This window comes from Xanthomonas euroxanthea, from assembly GCF_903989455.1.
Classification (GTDB): Bacteria; Pseudomonadota; Gammaproteobacteria; order Xanthomonadales; family Xanthomonadaceae; genus Xanthomonas; species Xanthomonas euroxanthea.
In genome coordinates, this window is sequence record NZ_LR861803.1 from 246,553 (window position 1) to 265,568 (window position 19,016).

At 68.4% G+C, this 19,016-nt stretch carries 17 protein-coding genes; 13 read left to right on the forward strand and 4 right to left on the reverse strand.

All coding sequences use genetic code 11. The features are described 5' to 3' along the window. The first annotated feature begins 215 nt into the window (after positions 1-215). The 5 genes from H7A86_RS00985 to H7A86_RS01005 all read left to right on the forward strand — a co-directional run bounded on the left by H7A86_RS00985 (position 216) and on the right by H7A86_RS01005 (position 5,711). Positions 216-644: a hotdog fold thioesterase gene (locus tag H7A86_RS00985; RefSeq protein ID WP_115675620.1), complete on the forward strand. Its 429-nt coding sequence runs from the start codon at positions 216-218 to the stop codon at positions 642-644. 21 nt (positions 645-665) lie between these two features. Next, complete coding sequence (locus H7A86_RS00990) at positions 666-1,565, forward strand: lysophospholipid acyltransferase family protein (RefSeq protein WP_180707992.1); 900 nt, start codon at positions 666-668, stop codon at positions 1,563-1,565. A 63-nt stretch (positions 1,566-1,628) separates the two neighbouring features. Then, positions 1,629-2,615 carry a YheT family hydrolase gene (locus H7A86_RS00995; protein WP_119130125.1) on the forward strand — a complete coding sequence of 329 codons (987 nt, stop codon included), beginning with the start codon at positions 1,629-1,631 and terminating at the stop codon, positions 2,613-2,615. 58 nt (positions 2,616-2,673) lie between these two features. After that, positions 2,674-4,746, forward strand: coding sequence for a tetratricopeptide repeat protein (locus H7A86_RS01000; RefSeq protein ID WP_119130127.1), 2,073 nt, complete (start codon positions 2,674-2,676; stop codon positions 4,744-4,746). A 353-nt stretch (positions 4,747-5,099) separates the two neighbouring features. After that, the gene (locus H7A86_RS01005) at positions 5,100-5,711 is read left to right on the forward strand and encodes a YbhB/YbcL family Raf kinase inhibitor-like protein (RefSeq protein ID WP_115675622.1); all 612 of its coding nucleotides are present in this window, start codon (positions 5,100-5,102) and stop codon (positions 5,709-5,711) included. A 228-nt stretch (positions 5,712-5,939) separates the two neighbouring features. On the opposite strand, the gene H7A86_RS01010 is transcribed toward H7A86_RS01005, so the two are convergent. Both H7A86_RS01010 and H7A86_RS01015 read right to left on the reverse strand, forming a co-directional pair. After that, entirely contained in the window at positions 5,940-6,752 is an 813-nt protein-coding gene (locus H7A86_RS01010) for an META domain-containing protein (protein WP_119130129.1), read from the reverse strand. A 136-nt stretch (positions 6,753-6,888) separates the two neighbouring features. Then, entirely contained in the window at positions 6,889-7,683 is a 795-nt protein-coding gene (locus H7A86_RS01015) for an undecaprenyl-diphosphate phosphatase (protein ID WP_119130131.1), read from the reverse strand. Between the two features lie 221 nt (positions 7,684-7,904). Here H7A86_RS01015 and glnA point away from each other — a divergent pair, with 221 nt between their 5' ends. From glnA to H7A86_RS01050, 7 genes are all read left to right on the forward strand, one after another. Then, entirely contained in the window at positions 7,905-9,314 is a 1,410-nt protein-coding gene (glnA, locus tag H7A86_RS01020) for a type I glutamate--ammonia ligase (RefSeq protein WP_006449210.1), read from the forward strand. Positions 9,315-9,589: 275 nt separating this feature from the next. Further along, a complete protein-coding gene (locus H7A86_RS01025; protein WP_002808480.1) occupies positions 9,590-9,928 on the forward strand; it encodes a P-II family nitrogen regulator in 339 nt (112 codons plus the stop codon). A 22-nt stretch (positions 9,929-9,950) separates the two neighbouring features. Beyond that, entirely contained in the window at positions 9,951-11,393 is a 1,443-nt protein-coding gene (locus H7A86_RS01030) for an ammonium transporter (RefSeq protein ID WP_164739298.1), read from the forward strand. Positions 11,394-11,658: 265 nt separating this feature from the next. After that, the gene (locus tag H7A86_RS01035; RefSeq protein ID WP_164739297.1) at positions 11,659-12,714 is read left to right on the forward strand and encodes a two-component system sensor histidine kinase NtrB; all 1,056 of its coding nucleotides are present in this window, start codon (positions 11,659-11,661) and stop codon (positions 12,712-12,714) included. Further along, positions 12,707-14,137: a nitrogen regulation protein NR(I) gene (ntrC, locus tag H7A86_RS01040; RefSeq protein ID WP_104649633.1), complete on the forward strand. Its 1,431-nt coding sequence runs from the start codon at positions 12,707-12,709 to the stop codon at positions 14,135-14,137. Before H7A86_RS01035 ends, ntrC begins: the two co-directional genes overlap by 8 nt. Positions 14,138-14,711: 574 nt before the next feature. Next, positions 14,712-15,311, forward strand: a complete 600-nt coding sequence (locus H7A86_RS01045; RefSeq protein ID WP_180707993.1) for a superoxide dismutase family protein — start codon at positions 14,712-14,714, stop codon at positions 15,309-15,311. A 48-nt stretch (positions 15,312-15,359) separates the two neighbouring features. After that, a complete protein-coding gene (locus tag H7A86_RS01050) occupies positions 15,360-16,007 on the forward strand; it encodes a superoxide dismutase family protein (protein WP_104585440.1) in 648 nt (215 codons plus the stop codon). 222 nt (positions 16,008-16,229) lie between these two features. On the opposite strand, the gene H7A86_RS01055 is transcribed toward H7A86_RS01050, so the two are convergent. Both H7A86_RS01055 and H7A86_RS01060 read right to left on the reverse strand, forming a co-directional pair. Further along, entirely contained in the window at positions 16,230-16,667 is a 438-nt protein-coding gene (locus H7A86_RS01055; protein WP_119130132.1) for a VOC family protein, read from the reverse strand. Beyond that, positions 16,664-17,548, reverse strand: a complete 885-nt coding sequence (locus H7A86_RS01060) for a hypothetical protein (protein WP_164739295.1) — start codon at positions 17,546-17,548, stop codon at positions 16,664-16,666. Before H7A86_RS01060 ends, H7A86_RS01055 begins: the two co-directional genes overlap by 4 nt. An 88-nt stretch (positions 17,549-17,636) precedes the next feature. Between H7A86_RS01060 and H7A86_RS01065 the strand changes: the two genes are divergently transcribed. Further along, positions 17,637-18,932, forward strand: a complete 1,296-nt coding sequence (locus H7A86_RS01065) for an acetyl-CoA C-acetyltransferase (RefSeq protein WP_104649631.1) — start codon at positions 17,637-17,639, stop codon at positions 18,930-18,932. The last annotated feature ends 84 nt before the right edge of the window (positions 18,933-19,016 follow it).

The window sequence follows — 19,016 nt, forward strand, 5'->3', positions numbered from 1 at the left end:
TGGTCGTTGGTGCATCGTGGAGAGGCACCGCCGCATAGGCGCAGTACGCTGAACCAGGTCGCGTCACACCGCCAGCCGGTTGAAAGCGGCCGTGGCGGCTCTGCTTGCAGGGGCAGTCACAGTAGTTGCACCAGCCCCCCGCGCCGCGGATGCTTTCCCGATTCCCGATTCCCGATTCCCCCAATCCCCAATCCCCAATCCCCAATCCCCAGCCTATGACCTTCCGCGAACCCGTCGACCTGGCCGCCCTCAACGCCTCCAGCCGCGACACCTTGATCGAACATCTGGGCATCGTGTTCACCGATGCCGGCGACGACTGGCTGCGCGCCACCATGCCGGTGGATGCGCGCACCAGGCAGCCGTACGGCCTGCTGCATGGCGGTGCGTCGGTGGTGCTGGCCGAAACCCTGGGCAGCAGCGCCGGCAACCTGTGCGTGGACATGACCACCCGGATGTGCGTCGGGCTGGAGATCAACGCCAACCATCTGCGCGCCGCCACCGATGGCCTGGTCACCGGCACCGCGCGCGCGGTGCATGTGGGCCGCAGCACCCAGGTCTGGGACATCACCATCGACAATCCGGCCGGCAAGCGCGTGTGCGTGTCACGGCTGACCCTGGCCGTGGTGCCACGCAGCAATGGCTGAGCACGCCGTGCAAGTGCATGGGTGGAACAGCGCCACCCGCCGCGGGCACTGCGCGCAGGCCACGCTGCTGTCACAATAGTTGCGCTTCCTTCCCCTGGTACCGGTCCCGTTCCGTCAATGAGCGAGTCATCCCTGGACGCCACGCGCGACGCTGGCGGCGTGCTGCGTTGGTTCCGGTACCTGTATCGGGTGCCGCTGTTGCTGCTGCATCTGAGCATCTGCCTGCCGATCACCATGCTGTGCGTGGTGGCGCCGCCGCTGGCGCGTATCCGCACCGGCCCCGACGACACCCTGGACGAGCTGATGATCCGTTGGTGGCAGGGCAACCTGATGCGCGTGTTCGGCTTCCGCCTGCGTCGCTTCGGCACCCCACTGCCGGGCGCGACCCTGTTCGTGGCCAATCACGTCAGCTGGGTCGACATCTCGATGCTGCACAGCCAGCGCGTGATGGGCTTTGTGGCCAAGCGCGAGATCGCCGGTTGGCCGTTGGTGGGCTGGCTGGCGACCAAGGGCCAGACCATCTTCCACCAGCGCGGCAATACCGAATCGCTGGGCGGTGTGCTGCAGGAAATGCTGCAGCGCCTGCGCAGCGGCAAGCCGGTGGGCGTGTTCCCCGAAGGCCGCACCCGTGGCGGTACCGAGGTCGGCCCGTTCCATGCGCGCATCTTCCAGGCCGCGGTCGAGGCCGGCGTGCCGGTGCAGCCGGTGGCCCTGCGTTACGGCGAGCGCGGCAATGCGCAGGCAGTGGTGGCGTTCGGCGAGCGCGAGAGTTTCTTCGCCAATATCGTGCGCCTGCTCGGCGAGCCGTCGCGGCTGGCCGAGGTGCATTTTCTCGAGCCGATCGGTGCGCTGGATATCGACGGACGTCGCCGCCTGGCCGATACCTCGCGGCAACGCATCATCGCGGCGATGGAGTCCTGAGCCGACGATGCAAGCGCGCATCCTCCCTGCGGCCGGCACCCGCTTGTCCGGCCCGATGAGCGCATGAACGCCTCCGACTATCTGCCGCCGCGCTGGCTGCGCAATCCGCATGTGCAGTCGGTGCTGGGCAGCAGTGCCTTGCGTCGGCTCCGCAGCCGCCAGCTCTTGGCCGCCAGCGGTGCGGTCACCAGCGAACACATCCTCGACGGCGGCGACGGTGTGCGCCTGCAGGGCTGGATGAGCATCCCGCCCGGCGATGCCCCGGTGCGCGGCACGGTGCTGCTGCTGCATGGCTGGGAAGGCAGTGCCGATTCCAACTACATGCGCCTGACCGCCGCGCGCCTGCTTGGCCTGGGCTATCAGGTGTTCCGGCTGAATTTCCGCGACCACGGTGGCACGCACCACCTCAACGTGGACCTGTTCCACTCCGACCGCATCGAGGAAGTGGTCAATGCCGCGGGCGATCTGTGGCGGCGGTTTCCCGCGCCGCAGCTGCTGGCGGCGGGCTATTCGCTGGGCGGCAATTTCGCGTTGCGGCTGGCGCTGCGTGCACCGGCGGCCGGCCTGCCGCTGGCGCGCGTGGCGGCGGTATGCCCGCTGCTGGACCCGGCAGCGACGATGCTGCAGCTGGAAAAAGGCCCGCAGTTCTACGACTGGTATTTCCGCCGCAAGTGGCGCGAGTCGCTGCTGCGCAAGCGCAAGCTGTTCCCCGACCAGCATGGCTACGACGACGCCACCCTGGCGCTGGACATGCGCGGGCTGATGGCCTGGCTGGCCGAGCAGCACACCGGGCATGGCTCGCTGGAAGCGTATTTCGACAGTTATTCGATCGCCGGCGAGCGCCTGGCCGGCCTGCAGGTGCCGGTGGACATCCTGATGGCCGAGGACGATCCGGTCATTCCGTTCGAGGATTTCGCCGCCTGGCAGTTGCCGGCGCACGCACAGCTGGAAATCGCACGCTGGGGCGGCCACTGCGGCTTTCTGGAAAACGCCCGCGGTGACGGATTCGCCGAGCGCTGGGTGGCCGAGCGGCTGGCCGCGCAGGTGTAAGTCGGCGCCACCCCGCGCATCGTTACAATAGGCGTTTGTCCTGGACACGCCCACCGCCATGCAAGACGCCATTCTTCAAGCCCTGCGCCGCAATGCGGCCGACGATGCGGTGGCGCTGGCCCGCGAGTGGGTCCTCGGCGCGCCCGAGAGCGCCGCCGCGCATCGCTGGCTCGGCCTGGCCCTGCAGCAGCAGGGGCAACCGGCGCTGGCGCTGGCCAGCATCGAAACCGCGCTGACGCTGACGCCGGAAGATGCCGACCTGCATCTGCTGCGCGCCGGGCTGCTGCTGGCCACGCGCGCGCTGTCTGCGGCGGACGACGCGTTGTCGCGTACCACCGCGCTCGACCCCAACCAGTTCAATGCCTACGTGATGCAGGCGCATCTGGCGGTGGCGCGTGGCGATCTGGACGAGGCGCAGCGGCTGAGCCGCACCGCCGCGCGGCTGGCGCCCGAGCACCCGCAGTTGCTGGCCGTCGATGGCGTGGTGGAGCTGCGCCGCGGCCAGGGCGATCGCGCACTGTCGCTGCTGACCCGCGCCGCCGAGCAACTGCCGGATGACCCGCGGGTGATGTTCGCGCTGGGCTTTGCGTATCTGCAGAAGGAACACTTCGCATTTGCCGAGCGCGCCTTCGAGCGCGTGGTCGAGCTCAACCCGCCGGGCACCGCGCTGCGCGCCTTCATCGCCCAGCTGGCCCAGCGCCAGGGCCGCCTGGACGATGCACTGGCCGCGATGCAGGGCGTGTTCGCCCAGCCCGGCGGCGACATCCCGGCCATGCGCCGGCTCGCCGGCGAGATGGAACTGCAGGCCGGCCGCCCCGACCAGGCCGCCGCGCACCTGCGCCTGGCGCTGGCCCATTGGCCGGCCGACCGGCGCACCTTGCATGCCTTGCTGACCGCCTGGGAGCGGCTGGGCGCGGTGGACGATGCACGCGACACCCTGGACGCGGCGCTGGCCACCTCGGCCACGGCGCACGACCTGTGGCTGGCACGGCTGGCGGTGGAGCCGGTCGGCGGGGCGCAGGCGCAGGCGGTGATCGAGCGCTGGCTGCTGGCCATGCCCGAGCATCTGCCGGCGCTGGAAGCGCTGATGCGCGTGCACGACATGCAGGGCCATGCCGAACAGGCCGAAATGGTGGCCCGCCAGATCGTGGCGGTGGAGCCGGGCCGCATCAGCGGCGAGCAGCGCATCGTCGAAGCCCTGCTGGAGCGGGACCCGCCGGCGGCGATCGCCTGCGTGCAGTCGCTGATCGACTCGCTGCCCGCGCCCCAGCAGACCGTGCTGCGGCCGTGGCTGGGCAATGTGCAGGACCGCGCCGGCCAGCCCGACGCCGCCGTGGCCACCTGGATGCAGTTCCAGCGCGAGCAGGCCCAGCACCGCCTGCCGTTGCCGCCGCAGGCCGCCAGGCAGCCGATGCAGTGGCCGGACATCGGGACCATCCCCGAGACCGTGACGGCACGGCCGCTGTTCGTCTTTGGCACGCCCGGCTCGCATGTCGAACGCCTGATCGCGGTGATGGGCGCGGCCACCCCGCTGGTGCGCGACGACCGGTATGGCACCACGCCGCCGTCCGATGCGCTGCAGAGCTACCGCACGGTCGAGCAGCTTGCGTCCGGCGAGCTGGCACCGATGGCATTGGTGGAAGGCTGGAAGGCGCAGCTGCCGCGGCGCGGCATCGACGACGGCAACGTCATCGACTGGCTGCTGTGGTGGGACAACACCCTGCTGACCGCGTTGCGCCCGCATCTGCCCGAAGGCCGGCTGGCGATCGCGCTGCGCGACCCGCGCGACATGCTGCTGGACTGGCTGTCGGCCGGCGCGCCGGCACCGCTGGCCGTGCAATCGCCGCAGCAGGCCGCCGACTGGTTGCTGGCGGCGCTGGAACAGCTCGCCGTGCTGCACGAGCGCGACCTGTATCCGCACCGGATCATCCGCCTGGACGGCATCGAGAGCGACCCGCAAGGCATCTCCACCGTGCTGGAGCAGGCGTTCGGCCTGCGCTTTCCGCTGGTCGAACCGCGCGGCCCGGCGCGCCTGGCCGCGGGGCGCTGGCGCAGCTACCGCAACGTGCTTGGCGCGCAATTCGATCTGCTGACGCTGATCGCGGTGCGCTTCGGCTACCCGCAGGACTGAGCGCCGCCCGCAGCAGCTCGCACACCCGTAGGAGCGGCCCCGGCCGCGACGGGGCGTTACAGGGAATGCCTCCGCACCGATGAGGCGTTTCCGATAAAGCCCCGTCGCGGCCAGGTCCGCTCCTACGGGGCTGGGTATCGACTGGATATCGCGCTTCTTGTCGGAGCGCGGGGAGGGTGCGCCAAGCAGCACGCGTACGCCGGCGCCGGCGCCGGCTGCCGCAGTGTTCGGCGGTGTGATGCAGCGGCAGCGATAAACCCGGCCGCGCGCACCAGAGGGTTCCATGGCGACGGCTTCCTCTGCGACGCGGACCCAGGCACCCTGGTCGGCCTCATTCCCGCGGAGACTCCTGCATGCGCCTGACCAGCAACAGCATCGAAAACGGCAAGCCGATCGCGGTGGAATTTGCCGCCGGAACGCCCGAGGGCTTTGCGCCCAACCGCAACCCGCACCTGGCCTGGAGCGAAGTGCCGGCCGGCACGCGCTCGTTCGCGCTGCTGTGCCTGGACCCGGATGTGCCGACCGTGCCGGAAACCGTGGGCCGCGACGACGTGCAGATCCCGGTCGATCAGCCACGCACCGATTTTGTGCATTGGGCGATGGCCGATATCCCCGCCGACGTGCATGCGATCGCCGCGGGCAGCTGCAGCGACGGCTTCGTGCCCAAGGGCAAGCAGCAGCCGGCCGGCCCGGCCGGGGCGCGCCAGGGCCTGAATTCGTATACCCAGTGGTTTGCCGGCAATGCCGACATGGCCGGCAATTACCTGGGCTACGACGGCCCGTACCCGCCGTTCAACGACCTGCGGGTGCACCGCTATTTCTTCCGCGTGTTCGCGCTGGACGTGGCACAGCTCAGCCTGCCTGAGACCTTCACCGCCGCCGATGTGCTGTCGGCAATCCAGGGCCACGTGCTGGCCGAGGCAGCCCTGCACGGCACCTACACGCTGAATCCGGCGCTGCGCTAAGTGCAGATCACCACCACTGCACGGCCACCAGGCCGCGCGGTGGTGGTGACAGGGAAGCTGCAAGCGCCGCAACCGTGATGTCAGGGCGATCAGCACGTGGGTCACCCGGGCGCCTCAAGCAGAGCAGGCTGTCGCTTCCGAAGCGCCATTGCATAACGGTCACGCAACACTTCGCCGCTTCCCGCTTCCCGCTTCCCGCTTCCCAATTCCCAATTCCCAATTCCCAAACTACCCACTCGCCTCGATCATCTGCTCCAGCACGTACACCGGCGCAGCGTCCGTGCCCGCGGCGGCCGGGTAGCGGGTGACGCGCAGCAGGGTACGGATGCCCGCCTCGTGCTCGAAGCCTTCGATGCTGCCATCGAAGGTCTGCCAGGCGCGGGTCGCGGGCTGTCCATCGGCGCCTTGTTCGCGCAGTTGCAGGCAGTGGCGCGCCGGATCGGACCGACAGGGCACGGTGTCGGCGGCCACTTCGATCAACAGCGTCTGGCCGGGGCCGCCATGGCGGGTGTCGGCGGTGGCGACACCGTCGAACACCAGCCGGGTGCCGTCGCTGCGGGTCAGGGTCAGTTGCGGCGTGGTCTGCGCGGTGTTCAGCGCCACCGCGAAGCGACCGGACAGCAGCTCGCTGGCGGCGCGTTCCTGGGCCATCCGCCGCGGTTGCGCACACAGGCGTTTGCTCGACACCACCCGGCCGATCTGCAGGTGCGCCTGCGCCAGGCTGTAATCGGCGCCCAATGCGTTGCAGGTCTGGCTGACCTGGATGCGTTGATCGCGAAAATCCAGCTGCAAGGGCGCGGTGCCGGCGACGAACAGGCTGCGCAAGGCGGTGCCATGCGCGTCGCTGGCCTGCTGCAGCTGCCAGTGTTGCGCCTGCAGGGCGGCCTGCAGCGGGGCGTTGGCGGCCGCCGCTGCGGCCAACGCGGCCGACTCGGCGGCAGCAGTGTCGGCACCGGACCCGGGCAGCTCCGGCGCTGCGCCCGACCCGCAGGCCGTCACGCCCGCTGCCAGCAGTGCAGGGGCAAACAACACGGCACGCATGCGGCGGCTCCCGGTGATCGATGCGTCAGTGATACCGCCACCGCGCGGCCAGGGCAATGACGCAAGTCACTGCCCGGCCATCTGCCCTGCACCTCGCGTCCGGCGCAACCGGCACGACACGCAGCCGCTAGCGGTCTCAGGCCAGCGCCGGCAGCCACAACAGCAGGGCGGCGCCCAGCACGATGCGGTAGACCGCAAACACCGTGAAGCGGTGCTTCTTGATATAGCCCAGCAGCCACTTCACCACCACAAAGCCGGTGATGGTCGCCGCCACGAAGGCCACCGCCACATCGGCCCAGTTCTCGCTGCCGAAGCCGCCTTCCTTGTACATCTCCAGCAGGGCGTAAGCGCTGGCCGCGAACATGGTCGGGATGCCCACCATGAACACGAAATCCGCCGCCGCCGAGCGCTTGCTCAGGCCCAGCAGCATCGCCAGGAAGATCGCCGAGGCCGAGCGCGAGGTGCCGGGGAACACGCCGGCCACCACCTGCGCCAGCCCCACCGCGATGGCCACCTTCCAGGTGACCACATCGCGCTCGGGCAGCTTGCTGGCGAAGTGCTCGGCCACCAGCATCCACAGCCCGCCGATCAGCAGCGCCCAGGCCACCGGATGCACGGTTTCCGGCAGCTGCCAGCCGGCCTTGCGCACGATCAGGCCCACCACCGCAGTCACCATGAAGGCCACGCCGACCTTGAGTACGTAGTCGCGATTGGCGCGCTCGCCCAGGCCGGTGGCCAGGGTCCACAGCTTCTGCCGCAGTGCCAGGCAGATCGCCAGGATCGCGCCGGCCTGGATGACGATGTTGAAGAAGTCAGAACGGCGTCCGAGCCATTGTTCGGCGATCAGCAGGTGACCGGTGCTGGAGATCGGCAGGAATTCGGTAAGGCCTTCGAGAATGCCCAACAGCAGGGCGGAAATCAGATCGGACATCGGACTGGAGAGGGGATGGGGGGAGGCGTCAGGATAGTGCATTGCGGCATGCACCATATCGGTGCAACATGCGATTGATTAGCACCTTAAGGGTGCTATCGCTGCGTCAGCGGCCTCAAGCGACGCAAGCAAAATCAACGACTTGTGAAGGACCGGCGCTTGGCATGGTCCCTGCTGTAGCTCCGTCCACGAGCCACTTAACTCTGCAGAGGTTTCTTCCGATGTCCGTGGAAAATGTTGAAAAGCTGATCAAGGACAACAAGGTCGAGTTTGTCGACCTGCGCTTCGTCGATATGCGTGGTGTACAGCAGCACATCACCTTTCCGGCCAACATCATCGAGCCGGCGCTGTTCGAAGAAGGCAAGATGTTCGACGGCAGCTCGATCGCGGGTTGGAAGGGCATCAACGAGTCGGACATGGTCCTGCTCCCGGACGCCGGCACTGCGTATCTGGATCCGTTCTTCGCCGATCCGACCATCGTGCTGACCTGCGACATCCTCGATCCGGCCACCATGCAGAGCTATGAGCGCGATCCGCGCGGCATCGCCAAGCGCGCCGAGGCCTACCTGAAGTCCTCGGGCACCGCCGACCAGGCGTTCTTCGGCCCGGAGCCGGAATTCTTCATCTTCGATTCGGTGCGCTTTGCCAACGACATGGGCCACACCTTCTTCCAGGTCGGCTCGGAAGAGGCTGCCTGGAACACCGGCGCCAAGTACGACGGCGGCAACAGCGGCTACCGTCCTGGCGTGAAGGGTGGCTACTTCCCGGTGCCGCCGACCGACACGCTGCACGACCTGCGCGCGGAAATGATCAAGACGCTGGAACAGGTCGGCATCGAGACCGAGGTGCACCACCATGAAGTGGCCACCGCCGGCCAGTGCGAGATCGGCACCAAGTTCAGCTCGCTGGTGCAGAAGGCCGACGAACTGCTGACGATGAAGTACATCATCAAGAACGTCGCCTACCGCAACGGCAAGACCGCGACCTTCATGCCCAAGCCCATCGTGGGCGACAACGGCTCGGGCATGCACGTGCACCAGTCGCTGACCAAGGGCGGCGTCAACCTGTTCTCCGGCGACGGCTACGGCGGCCTGTCGCAGATGGCGCTGTGGTACATCGGCGGCATCTTCAAGCACGCGCGTGCGATCAACGCCTTCTCCAACTCCGGCACCAACAGCTACAAGCGTCTGGTCCCGGGTTATGAGGCACCGGTGATGCTGGCCTATTCGGCCCGCAACCGCTCGGCCTCGTGCCGCATTCCGTGGGTCACCAACCCGAAGGCGCGCCGTATCGAAATGCGCTTCCCCGATCCGTTGCAGTCCGGCTACCTGACCTTCACCGCGCTGATGATGGCCGGCCTGGACGGCATCAAGAACCAGATCGACCCGGGCGCCCCGAGCGACAAGGACCTGTACGACCTGCCGCCGGAAGAAGAGAAGCTGATCCCGCAGGTTTGCTCCAGCCTGGACCAGGCACTGGAAGCGCTGGACAAGGACCGCGAGTTCCTCAAGGCCGGCGGCGTGATGAGCGACGACTTCATCGACGGCTACATCGCGCTGAAGATGCAGGAAGTCACCAAGTTCCGTGCTGCGACCCACCCGTTGGAGTACCAGCTGTACTACGGCAACTGAGTTCCACCGCGGTGATGGCGGAGGCCCCCCCTCCCACCTCCGCCATCGCCGCACACGTTCGATCGGTCCACGGCATCGGCCGTGGATCGTAGGGGATTGAGAGAGCACACAGTTCGCGACGCGCGGGCCTGACCTCTCCCACGAGGCGGATGCATCGGCATCGGCCGAGGTCTGCGTAATCGCGAACGCGCGGATGCCGGGGTTGGCATCCAGGTGAATGACACCGCCGGGCGGCGCAATGCCGGCCGGTCTTTTCCACCATTCGGGGTATGCGCATGAAATTGATCACCGCCATCATCCGGCCGTTCAAGCTCGACGAGGTCCGCGAGGCCCTGTCCGCAGCAGGCGTGTCGGGCATCACCGTGACCGAGGTCAAGGGGTTCGGACGCCAGAAGGGCCACACCGAGCTATACCGCGGCGCCGAGTACGTCGTCGACTTCCTGCCCAAGATCAAGATCGAGACGGTGGTGACCGACGACCGGCTGGACGCAGTGGTCGAGGCGATCCAGAACGCCGCCGGCACCGGCAAGATCGGCGACGGCAAGATCTTCGTGACCGCGATCGAGCAAGTCGTGCGCATCCGCACCGGCGAGATCGGCGCCGATGCGCTCTGAGTCCCCCACCCCCGGAGTTCTTATGAAGACAGCCCTTTTTGCCGGGTGGAAAGCCCGGTTCTACAGTGTCTGCATGCTGATGCTGTTCAGCGCGCTGGTGGTGGGCGGCATGGGCAGCGCGCACGCGCAGTCCACCCCGCAGGTCACCCCGCTGCCGACCGAACCGGTCACCACCGAACCGCTGCCGTCGGCGCAGCCGCCCGCCGCACCGGTGGCCGCCGCCGAAGCCGCGCCGGTGGTGGAGAAGGGCGATGTCGCCTGGATGCTGACCTCCACGCTGCTGGTGCTGCTGATGGTGGTGCCGGGCCTGGCGTTGTTCTACGGCGGCATGGTGCGCGCCAAGAACGTGCTGTCGGTGCTGATCCAGGTCGCGGTGGTGTTCTCGCTGCTGACCATCCTGTGGGTGGTGTACGGCTACAGCCTGGCGTTCTCCGGCGAAGGCCCGTGGATCGGCAACCTGGACAAGGCGCTGCTCAAGGGCGTGACCATCGAAACGCTGGCGGCCACCTTCACCAAGGGTGTCAGCCTGCCGGAATACGTGTTCGTGGCGTTCCAGGCGACCTTCGCCGGCATCACCGGTGCGCTGATCGTCGGCGCCTTTGCCGAGCGCGCCAAGTTCGCCGCGGTACTGCTGTTCTCGGTGATCTGGTTCACCTTCGGCTACCTGCCGCTGGCGCACATGGTCTGGGCCACCGGCGGTTACCTGTTCGGCCTGGGCGCGCTCGATTTTGCCGGCGGCACCGTGGTGCATATCAACGCCGGTATCGCCGGCCTGGTCGGCGCCTACTTTGTCGGCAAGCGTGCCGGCCTGGGGCGTGAGGCGATCAAGCCGCACAACGTGACCCTGACCTTCGTCGGTGCCTCGCTGCTGTGGGTGGGCTGGTTCGGCTTCAACGCCGGCTCCAACCTGGAAGCCAATGCCGGTGCGGCGCTGGCCTTCCTCAACACCTTGCTGGCCACCGCCGCTGCCATCCTGGGCTGGTCGCTGACCGAGAAGATCATCAAGGGCAAGTCGTCCGCCCTGGGCGTGGCCTCGGGCATGGTCGCCGGTCTGGTCGGCATCACCCCGGCCTGCGGCACGGTGGGTCCGTTCGGCGCGATCGTCATCGGCCTGGCTGCCGGCGTGCTGTGCGTGTGGGGCGTCACCGGCCTCAAGCGCCTGCTGGGCGCCGACGACAGCCTGGACGTATTCGGCGTGCACGGCCTGGGCGGCATCATCGGCGCGATCCTGACCGGCGTGTTCTCGGCCGCTTCGCTGGGCGGCCAGAAGGGCGGCGATTACGACATGCTGCATCAGGTCGGCATCCAGGCGCTGGGCGTGGGTATCACCCTGGTCTGGATCGGCGTGGTCTCGGTGGTGGGCTTCCTGGTCGCCAAGCTGGTGTTCGGCCTGCGCGTCACCGAAGAAGCCGAGCGCGAGGGCCTGGATATCACCTCGCACGGCGAAGCGGCATACGAGTCCTGAGCATGCACACCCGCGGCCACGCTGCCGCGGGTGGCGCAACGACCCGGCCGGGAAAGCCGTGCCGGGTCCGTTTTTCCCCGTTGCCGCGCTGGCGGCGGACCAACTGCCGAGGTGCCTGCATGACCAGCCCCACGCCTGTGACGGTCGGCGCGGATGCCCGCTGGATCGGTGCGACCTGCCGCCGTCCGGCCCGAATTCCTTCCATGCATGCTGCGTGTTGCGCGACACACGCGCAGGCCGGGCGTGCTTGCACTAAATTGGTGCAATGCTGATGCCATCGCTCCTGCCATCGCTGGACAGCCTGGGCACACCGGTGGCCTGGGCCGACCGCGAGGGACGCGTGCTGGGCGTCAACCCGGCTTTCGCGCGCTGGCTCGGGGTCAGTGCCCGGCGCCTGGTCGATCAACCGCTGGCCGCTCTGGAGGTGCAGGGCGATGCGCTCGCCCGCTTTCTGCTCAACGACGAGCGCGACGTGTTGCGCCTGCACCGGCTGGCATTGGGCCTGCCCAATGACGCACCGCGTTTTGCCGAAGGCTGGCTGTCGCGGCTGGACGATGGCGGCTGGCTGCTGGAAACCCACCCGGTCGACGAATTCCCCGCGCTGGATCCCACCCATGCGCTGCCCAATGCCCTGAGCGCCGCGCTCAAGGGCCTGGCGCACGAACTGCGCAATCCGCTGGCCGGGCTCAAGGGCGCGGCGCAGTTGCTGGCGCGGCGCTCGGCCGGCCGCGACGAGGACGAGCGCGAGCTGATCGAGTTGATCGGCACCGAGATCGAACGCCTCAACACCCTGCTCGAACGCCTGCTCTCGCCCACGCCGGCGCGCCCGCACGACCGCCTCAATATCCATGTCGTGCTCGAACGCGTGCTGCGCCTGGCCGAAGCCGAGGGCGGCTGGTCGGTGCAGGTGCAGCGCGACTACGACCCCAGCATTCCCGACATCCTCGGCGACGGAGACCGCCTGACCCAGGCGGTGTGGAATCTGGTACGCAACGCGTTCCAGGCCGGCGCCACCCGCGTGACCCTGCGCACCCGCGTCGAGCACGGCCAGCGCATCCGCGACCGCGTGCATGCGATGTCGCTGCGGCTGGAAATCATCGACGACGGCGGCGGCGTGCCGGAAGAACTGGCCGAGCACCTGTTCCTGCCGCTGGTCAGCGGGCGCGCCGAAGGCAGCGGCCTGGGCCTGGCGCTGGCCCAGCAGGTCTCGCGCGAACACCACGGCACGCTGACCTACCGCTCGCGGCCGGGGCATACCGTTTTCACCCTGCTGTTGCCCGAGCTGGCCGGCGACCACGACAAGGAACATCTGCATGGCTGAGGCCGCCGCCGCATCCCACCACATCTGGGTGGTCGACGACGACCGTTCGGTCCGCTTCGTGCTGTCCACCGCCTTGCGCGATGCCGGCTACGCCGTCGACGGCTTCGAGAGTGCCGCCGCCGCATTGCAGGCGCTGGCCATGCGGCCGACTCCGGATCTGTTGTTCACCGACGTGCGCATGCCCGGCGAGGATGGCCTGAGCCTGCTCGACAAGCTCAAGTCCAGGCATCCGCAGCTGCCGGTCATCGTGATGTCGGCCTACACCGATGTCGCCAGCACCGCCGGCGCCTTCCGGGGCGGCGCGCACGAGTTCCTGTCCAAGCCCTTCGATCTGGACGATGCGGTGGCACTGGCCGCACGCGCGCTGCCGGATGCCGACGCCGGTGTCGAGGAGATCATCGGGACCCCATTGGCGGAAGGCTCGGCGGCGCTGATCGGTGACACCCCGGCGATGCAGGCGCTGTTCCGCGCGATCGGCCGGCTGGCGCAGGCACCGCTGTCGGTGCTGATCAACGGCGAAACCGGCACCGGCAAGGAACTGGTCGCGCGCGCGCTGCACAACGAGTCGCCGCGCGCGCGCAAACCCTTCGTCGCGCTCAACACCGCCGCCATTCCGGCGGAGCTGCTGGAAAGCGAGTTGTTCGGCCACGAAACCGGCGCCTTCACCGGCGCCACCAAACGCCATATCGGCCGCTTCGAACAGGCCGACGGCGGCACGCTGTTCCTGGACGAAATCGGCGACATGCCGCTGCCGCTGCAGACCCGCTTGCTGCGCGTACTGGCCGAGAACGAATTCTTCCGTGTCGGCGGGCGCGAGTTGATTCGCGTCGATGTGCGCGTGATTGCCGCCACCCACCAGGACCTGGAGGCGCTGGTCGAACAAGGCCGCTTCCGGGCCGACCTGTTGCATCGCCTGGACGTGGTGCGCCTGCAACTGCCGCCGCTGCGCGAGCGCCGCGGCGACATCGCGCAACTGGCCGAGAATTTCCTGGCCATGGCCGGGCGCAAGCTCGACATGCTGCCCAAGCGACTGTCCTCGGCCGCACTGGAACAACTGCGCCACTACGACTGGCCCGGCAACGTGCGCGAACTGGAAAACGTGTGCTGGCGCCTGGCCGCGTTGTCCACTGCCGACATCATCGACGTGGTCGATGTGGAATCGGCGCTTGCACGTGGCGGCCGTCGCCAGCGTGCCGGCCGCGGCGACGGGCAATGGGACGAGATGCTCTCCAGCTGGGCGGCGCAACGCCTGAGCGAAGGCGCCCAGGGCCTGCATGCCGAAGCGCGCGAACGCCTGGACAAGACCCTGCTCGAAGCGGCCCTGCAACTGACCCAGGGCCGCCGTGCCGAAGCGGCCGCACGCCTGGGGCTGGGCCGCAACACCGTCACCCGCAAGCTCGGGCCGGGGCGCAAGCGCCGCTGATTGGCCCACACCCGGAGTCGAGCCCCTCTCCCGCAGGCGGGAGAGGGGGGCGCCTGCGAAAAGCCGTACTGCGCGCGCAGGTGGTCGAGCCAAGCAGCGAACCAGGCGGGATTGACGCGCATCACGGCGGCAAGCCGGGATGAACTCGCCGTTTTTCGCTCGCACGTGCCACCGCCTCGATTATCTGGCGGCGTACGACGCCCCCATCCGCCCTTCGGGCACCTTCCCCCGCACGCGGGAGAAGGCAAGGCACGCGAGCAAGGTAAAACACGCGGGAAAGGGAAGGCACGCGAGCAAGGTAAAACACGCGGGAAAAGGCAAGGCAGGTGACAAAAGGCAAGGCAGGCAGGAAAAGGCGAGGCAGGCAGGCGGGCAAGGCAGGCAAGGCAGGCATGAATCCTCGCAGTCGAGCCCCTCTCCCGCCTGCGGGAGAGGGGTTGGGGTGAGGGCGCTTTTTGCACATATCCCGGCTCGCGACACCAACCCCGTAAACTCCTGGGCTGCCCCAAGCGCTTTTCATGACACGTGAACATGCGCCCGCATAGGTTTCCAGCCTGATCAGGAGAACAGCTCGATGCGTTACCGGTCGCCCACGATCGTTGCCCTCACCGCGCTGGCGCTTGCCGCCTGCAGCAGCACGCCACCGCCGCCACCGCCTCCACCCCCGGCGGCGCGCGTGGTGCCGGTCCGTCCGGTCCAGCAGGCCGAAGCGGCGCTGGCATCGGCGTCGGGCAGCCTGGTCAGCGGTCGGGTGGTGCTGGTGCCGGCGTTGCAGGGCATCCGCATCAGCGGCACAGTCGGTGGCCTGCGCCCCGGCGGCGTGGCCGGTTTCCACGTGCACGAACGCGGCGATTGCAGCGCCGCCGACGCCAGCAGCGCCGGTGCGCACTTCAATCCCGCCGGTGCGCCGCACGGGCGTGCCGGCAGTACTCCCCACCACGCCGGCGACATGGACAACCTGCGTGCCGATGCCGAAGGTGTCGCGCATCTGGACATGATCGTTGCCGGCATCACCCTGGGCGATGCCGCGCCCACCGACGTGGTCGGCAAGTCGCTGGTCGTGCATGCCGATGCCGACGACTATCGCAGCCAACCCAGCGGCAATGCCGGCGCACGTCTGGCCTGCGGCGTCATCCGCGTCACCCAGTGGCGCACACCCCCTTCGCAGCCCTGAGTCGGGGCACCCCTGGCTGCAGCTGCGGCCTTTCTACAGGAGTTACTCATGCGCATTCTTCCAACCACCTTGTTCCTGGCCACCGCGCTGGTGCTGACCGCGTGCAAGCGCGATGAGCCCGCCCCGGCCGATCCTGCACCCGCGCCGCAGGCCGGCGCACCGGCCGAAGCGGCGCATGGCGGCGAGCACGCCGCGTCCATGGTGACCGAAGCGGCGGCCACCACCACCGCAACCGCCGAACTCAAGCCGACCAAGGGCAGCGAGGTCAAAGGGACGGTGAGCTTCAAGATCGTCGACGGCGCGCTGCGTGTCACCGGCCAGCTCAGTGGCCTCAAGCCCGACAGCGAGCATGGCTTCCATATCCACGAGAAGGGCGATTGCAGCGCACCGGACGGCAGCAGTGCCGGTGGCCACTTCAATCCGGCCCAATCCGATCACGGCGCCGTCAGTGCCGACCCGCACCACGGCGGCGACATGCCCAACATCAAGGCCGATGCGCAGGGCAATGCCAGCATCGATGGCCCGGTGTCGAGCAACGTCAACCTCGGCAAGGCCGACCAGTTCGACATCGCCGGCCACGCGGTGATCGTGCATGCCGATGCCGACGACTACAAGACCCAGCCCACCGGCAACGCCGGCGGTCGCCTGGCCTGCGGCGTGATCACCACCGACAACGCGCCAGCGGCAACCAAGTAAGCAGGACACGCCAGCAGCCCGGCAAAACGCCGCGGTGATCGATCACCGCGGCGTTGCTGTTTTTGTGCCGCACTGGGAGCGATCCGCTCATGTGTGTGCGGGCGTATGGCGCCTCCGGCATGCCGCGCATCGCGCGTTGCATGGGGCCTGTCGGTACGCATCGAGATGTCGCTACGGACCGATCCGGGCGCGCTGTGCAGGCAGCTGACGTTGATCGCCGGCTCAGTAATTCGGCCACAGCCCCGGCGTTGCCAGTTCCAGCAGATGCTCATCCGGGTCGCGGAAATAGAGGCTCTGCCCGCCGCCCGGCCACTGCGTGCGGCCTTCGATGGGCACGTTGCAGGCCTGCAGGTGTGCTTCCCATGCGGCGAGTGCATCGGTAGCGATGGCCAGTGCGTAATGCGTGCGCCCGCTGCCATCATGCGGCGGAATCGTGCCGCCCGGCAGCGTCACTGTCGTAGCAGTACTGCCTTGCAGGAACAGCAACAGCACCTGCCCGGGCGCGATTGCGTATGCGGCCATGCGTGCGTCGCAATACATCGCGTCCACTCCCAGCACGCGGGCGTAGAACGCACAGGCGCGCTGCAGATCCGCCACATACACGCCGGTTTCCAGGACGCCCTGCAACGCAGGTGCCGTGGAAGCCGGCGTCCGGCTCACGCGGCCAGCGCCTGGCGCGGATCCTGGCCCGGTTCCACATGCACGTAGAGCACCGGCAACCCGTGCGCTTCCAGCACCGCGGCCATCTGCCGCTGGCGCGACAGATACTGCTCATACACCCCGCGCAGGCGCTCGCAATGCTCGCGGTCGTGCTGGTAGTAATCGCACCAGCCAGCCGGGTCGAACAGGGCGATGCGCACTTCGCCGTCGACATAGCGCAGCACCGGTTCGGGCGGCTGCTCCAGCCATTCTTCGGTGTGCGGGGCCAGCAGGGCGGCTTCGATCAGCGGCCATAGCGGCGCCAGGCCCTGGTTGTCGTACTGCATCGACATCATCGCCGCCAGATCGTGCGCGGTGAGATAACGCGCATGCTCGATGCGTGCCCCGAAGCTTTCCTGCGCCAGCAGCGCGGTATCGGCCTGCGCCATGCCCTGGGCCAGCAGCACCTCTTCCATCGCATCGGCCACCGTCGCCACGGTCTGCGGATCGCCGGACAGCAGGAACGGCAGCACGCGCAGGCCGCCGCCGATCAGCTGCGGGTCGGCCTGGAAGGGCAAGGGGATCTCGCCCTGCGCATCGGCACCAAACGCCAGCACGCGCGGGCCCTGGTCGCGCCCGGGCGCACGTGCATGCAGCTCGTCCAGCCGGCGATGCAGCGGCCAGCCGGGCCGCAGCACTTCGGCCGGGTCGAAATGCGCCATTGCCACGCTGAGCTCGAGCTCGCGGATTTCGGGGATCCATTGCGCCAGGTCGCGGCCGATGCGTTCGGCCAGCATGCCGGCCTGGTCCGGCGCCAGGGCGCCGCGCTCGGGGGCGGTGCCGCCCGTCAATTCCAGCGCCATCACACCCATGGCGGTCACGCCGTGTTCGGTCTTGCTCATGATTCGCGGTTGGCCCATCACGGGGTCGAAGCTACACTGCGGCCATTATGCCTGCCGGCCCTGTGCAGGCCATGTCCCCGAGTCCTCCATGCCAGGTCAACCGATGCCCGCAGCCCGTCCCGTCGCCATCCTGGGCGGCGTTCGTATCCCGTTCTGTCGTCAGAACACCGCTTATGCGGACGTGGGCAACCTGGGCATGTCGGTGCGCACGCTGGGCGCGCTGGTCGAGCGCTTCGGGCTGCATGGGCAGCAACTGGGCGAAGTGGCGATGGGGGCGGTGATCAAGCACTCCTCGGACTGGAACCTGGCGCGCGAGGCGGCGCTGTCGTCCGGGCTGTCGCCGCTGACGCCGGGCATCACCCTGCAGCGCGCCTGCGGCACCAGCCTGGATTCGGTGATTACCATCGCCAACAAGATCGCGCTGGGCCAGATCGATTCCGGCATCGGCGGCGGCTCGGACACCACCTCGGAAGTGCCGATCGTCTACGGCAAGAAGCTGCGCGCGCGGCTGATGGCCGCCAACCGCGCCAAGGCCACCGGCGACAAGCTCAAGGCGCTGCTGCGTGGCTTCAAGTTCGGCGAGCTCAAGCCCGAATTCCCCGGCGTGGCCGAGCCGCGCACCGGCAAGAGCATGGGCGACCATTGCGAGGACATGGCCAAGGAATGGAACATCTCGCGCGATTCGCAGGACGAATGGGCGGTGTCCTCGCATCACAAGCTGGCCGCCGCCTATGAGCGCGGTTTCTTCGACACGCTGATCGCGCCGTTCCGCGGCGTCTCGCGCGACAACATCCTGCGCGCCGACACCTCGCTGGAAAAGCTGGCCACGCTGCGCCCGGCCTTCGACAAGACCTCCGGCCGCGGCACGCTGACCGCGGCCAACTCCACCCCGCTCACCGACGGTGCGGCCGCGGTGCTGTTGTCCAGCGAAGCCTGGGCGCTGGCGCACGGCCACACCCCGATGGCCTATCTGCGCGATGCGCAGGTGTCGGCGGTGGATTTCGTGCATGGCGAAGGCCTGTTGATGGCGCCCACCATTGCGGTACCGCAGATGCTGGCGCGCCAGGGCCTGACCCTGCAGGACTTCGACATCTACGAAATCCACGAGGCCTTCGCCGCCCAGGTGCTGTGCACGCTGCGTGCCTGGGAAAGCGAGGATTACTGCCGCAATCGCCTGGGGCTGGAAGCGCCGCTTGGGCGTATCGACCCGGACAAGATCAACCCGCTGGGCTCGTCGCTGGCCACCGGCCACCCCTTCGCCGCTACCGGCGCCCGTGTGGTGGCCACTGCCGCCAAGCAACTGGAAGAGCGCGGCGGCGGGCGGGCGTTGATCTCGATCTGCACCGCCGGCGGCATGGGCGTGGTGGCCATCGTCGAGCGCTGACGCTGCTTGGCATCGTGGGATTGGGGATTCGGGACTGGGGATTCGCAAAGCATGAAGCGGACTCCTGATTTTACGAATCCCCAC

What these genes read in the sequence shown, in the direction of transcription:
- H7A86_RS00985 (WP_115675620.1), top strand. Translation starts at nt 216, where the DNA reads ATGACCTTCCGCGAACCCGTCGACCTGGCCGCCCTCAACGCCTCCAGC.
- H7A86_RS00995 (WP_119130125.1), top strand. Translation starts at nt 1,629, where the DNA reads ATGAACGCCTCCGACTATCTGCCGCCGCGCTGGCTGCGCAATCCGCAT.
- H7A86_RS01000 (WP_119130127.1), top strand. Translation starts at nt 2,674, where the DNA reads ATGCAAGACGCCATTCTTCAAGCCCTGCGCCGCAATGCGGCCGACGAT.
- H7A86_RS01005 (WP_115675622.1), top strand. Translation starts at nt 5,100, where the DNA reads ATGCGCCTGACCAGCAACAGCATCGAAAACGGCAAGCCGATCGCGGTG.
- H7A86_RS01010 (WP_119130129.1), bottom strand. Translation starts at nt 6,752, where the DNA reads ATGCGTGCCGTGTTGTTTGCCCCTGCACTGCTGGCAGCGGGCGTGACG.
- H7A86_RS01015 (WP_119130131.1), bottom strand. Translation starts at nt 7,683, where the DNA reads ATGTCCGATCTGATTTCCGCCCTGCTGTTGGGCATTCTCGAAGGCCTT.
- glnA (WP_006449210.1), top strand. Translation starts at nt 7,905, where the DNA reads ATGTCCGTGGAAAATGTTGAAAAGCTGATCAAGGACAACAAGGTCGAG.
- H7A86_RS01025 (WP_002808480.1), top strand. Translation starts at nt 9,590, where the DNA reads ATGAAATTGATCACCGCCATCATCCGGCCGTTCAAGCTCGACGAGGTC.
- H7A86_RS01030 (WP_164739298.1), top strand. Translation starts at nt 9,951, where the DNA reads ATGAAGACAGCCCTTTTTGCCGGGTGGAAAGCCCGGTTCTACAGTGTC.
- H7A86_RS01035 (WP_164739297.1), top strand. Translation starts at nt 11,659, where the DNA reads ATGCTGATGCCATCGCTCCTGCCATCGCTGGACAGCCTGGGCACACCG.
- ntrC (WP_104649633.1), top strand. Translation starts at nt 12,707, where the DNA reads ATGGCTGAGGCCGCCGCCGCATCCCACCACATCTGGGTGGTCGACGAC.
- H7A86_RS01045 (WP_180707993.1), top strand. Translation starts at nt 14,712, where the DNA reads ATGCGTTACCGGTCGCCCACGATCGTTGCCCTCACCGCGCTGGCGCTT.
- H7A86_RS01050 (WP_104585440.1), top strand. Translation starts at nt 15,360, where the DNA reads ATGCGCATTCTTCCAACCACCTTGTTCCTGGCCACCGCGCTGGTGCTG.
- H7A86_RS01060 (WP_164739295.1), bottom strand. Translation starts at nt 17,548, where the DNA reads ATGAGCAAGACCGAACACGGCGTGACCGCCATGGGTGTGATGGCGCTG.
- H7A86_RS01065 (WP_104649631.1), top strand. Translation starts at nt 17,637, where the DNA reads ATGCCAGGTCAACCGATGCCCGCAGCCCGTCCCGTCGCCATCCTGGGC.